The 2,145-nt window shown below is 66.8% G+C and carries 1 protein-coding gene; it reads left to right on the top strand.

What is annotated here, in order from left to right:
* Positions 1-251: 251 nt before the first annotated feature.
* On the top strand, positions 252-2,145 hold a 1,894-nt coding region (locus tag VEK15_12355; GenBank protein ID HXV61482.1), incomplete at its 3' end, for a protein kinase.

Genomic DNA, 2,145 nt, shown 5'->3' with positions numbered 1-2,145 from the left:
CACGCCGGTCTCCCTCATCGCCTTCGGCAACAGAGCTCCCCCGGAGAGAGCGCCAACGAAGCTCCGACGCGAAAGAGTGGAATCTGCCATGCGTCTATCTCCTGATTCAACGCGCCCACTGTATCCGAATTTCCTATCCTTCACCGCCTCGGATAGAATTCCCTAGCAGTTCACTTCGCACCGGTTGAGGAGCGCGACAAGTTCGTCGAGGGGGTGCGCGCCTTCCTCGCCGGGAACTAGACGGTTCCAACATGATCGGCGAGAGTTTCTCCCACTACCGCGTCACTGGAAGGCTGGGCTCGGGGGGCATGGGAGACGTCTACCGCGCCGAGGACACGAAGCTCAGGCGCCCGGTCGCAATAAAAGTGCTTCCCGAAGCGTTTGCCCGGGACGAAGAGCGAATGAAGCGCTTCGAGCGCGAGGCCCAGGTGCTGGCGTCCCTCAACCACCCGAACGTCGCCGCGATCTACGGACTCGAAGACGTCGGGAGCGTCCGGGCGCTGGTCCTCGAGCTCGTCGAAGGGCCGACGCTCGCGGAGAGAATCGCGGCCGGACCGCTCTCCTTCGAAGACGCTCGACGCATCGCGCGGCAGATCGCGCTCGGTCTCGAGGCGGCGCACGAGAAGTCGATCGTCCATCGCGACCTCAAACCGGCGAACGTGAAGCTCACCGTGGATGGAGACGTCAAAATCCTGGACTTCGGCCTCGCCAAAGCGATGGAAGGAGAAGCTGCAAGCGTCGACATCTCCCACTCCCCTACGATGACGCGCGCCGCGACCGAGGCGGGATTTCTACTGGGCACCGCGGCGTACATGTCGCCCGAGCAGGCGAAGGGAAAGAAGGTGGACCGGCGGACGGACATCTGGGCCTTCGGCGTCGTTCTCTTCGAGATGCTGACCGGCCGGCGCCTCTTCGCCGGGGAGACCGTCTCGGACATCCTCGCCGCGGTGCTGAGAGAGGAGCCGCCGTGGCAAGAGCTGCCGCCTCGGCTGTCCCCGGCGCTGCGGTGGGTCCTTCGGCGCTGCCTCCAGAAGGACCCCCGGGAGCGCCTTCACGACATCGCCGACGCCCGGATCGAGCTCTCCGAGGCGCACAAGGACGACGCGCTCGCCCCCGACCGTACGCGTGAGAGTCCGTGGCCGCGGAGGGTGCTGCCCTGGACCGTGGCTCTCGCCGCGGCAGGCGTTGCCGCGTGGATCGGGCTGCGCTCGTTCTCCGATCGGTCCTCTCCTGAAACCGTGGCCGCTTCGATCCTGCCTCCACCTAACGCGGAGTTTCTCGTCGAACGGGGTTTCGCCCTCTCCCCCGACGCTCGTCAGCTCGTGTTCGCGGCGGAAGACGGCGAGGGAGAGCGCGCGTTGTGGCTGCGCTCCCTGGCGAGCTCGGCGGCGCAGAAGCTCGCCGGTACGGAGGAGGGACACAGTCCTTTCTGGTCGCCCGACGGGCGTCAGGTGGGCTTCTTCGCGAACGGGAAGCTGAAGAGGATCGACCTACAGAGCGGACTCGTGGAGAACGTCACCGACCACCCCACGGAGTTGGGATCCGGATCCTGGAGCTCGCAAGGCGAGATCGTGTTCGGCGGGCGCGGGACCGAGGTTGAGCTCAAGCGAGTACTGGCCCGCGGAGGTGTCCCCGAAGTTGTGTTTCCGGACGGGGAAGCCGTGGAGCGGGTGCTGCCCTCCTTCCTCCCCGACGACGGGCGCTTCCTTTTTCTGGCTCGCAACTACGCCGGCACATCGCCCCAACTCCGCGTCGGGTCGCTCGACGGAGCTCTCGAGCGAGAGGTCCTGCGAATCAACTCGAACGCGGTGTACGCCCTCTCGGGACATCTGGTCTGGTGGGAAGACGGGAACCTTCGGGAGCAGCGCTTCGACCCCGGACGCCTCGTCGTGGACGGGGAGCCGCGCGTGCTCGCCGCCGAGGTGGAGTTTGACCCGAGCTGGGGACGAGGCGCCTTCAGCCTCTCGGGAACGACCCTGGTGTACCACGAGGGGGGACTCCTCCTCGGAAGCGAGCTCGTTCGCTTCTCGCGGGGCGGGGAAGAGCTGGGAACGGTCGGTCCGCCCGGCAACTACTATTTCCCACGCCTTTCACCCGATGGCTCCCGGGTGGCGGTCGACCGCAGCGACGAGGCCAACCGCGGCG

It is taken from the genome of Vicinamibacteria bacterium, assembly GCA_035620555.1.
Lineage (GTDB): Bacteria > Acidobacteriota > Vicinamibacteria > Marinacidobacterales > SMYC01 > DASPGQ01.
Note: the sequence above shows the minus strand (reverse complement) of the source record. Positions and strands in the feature narration are given on the sequence as shown.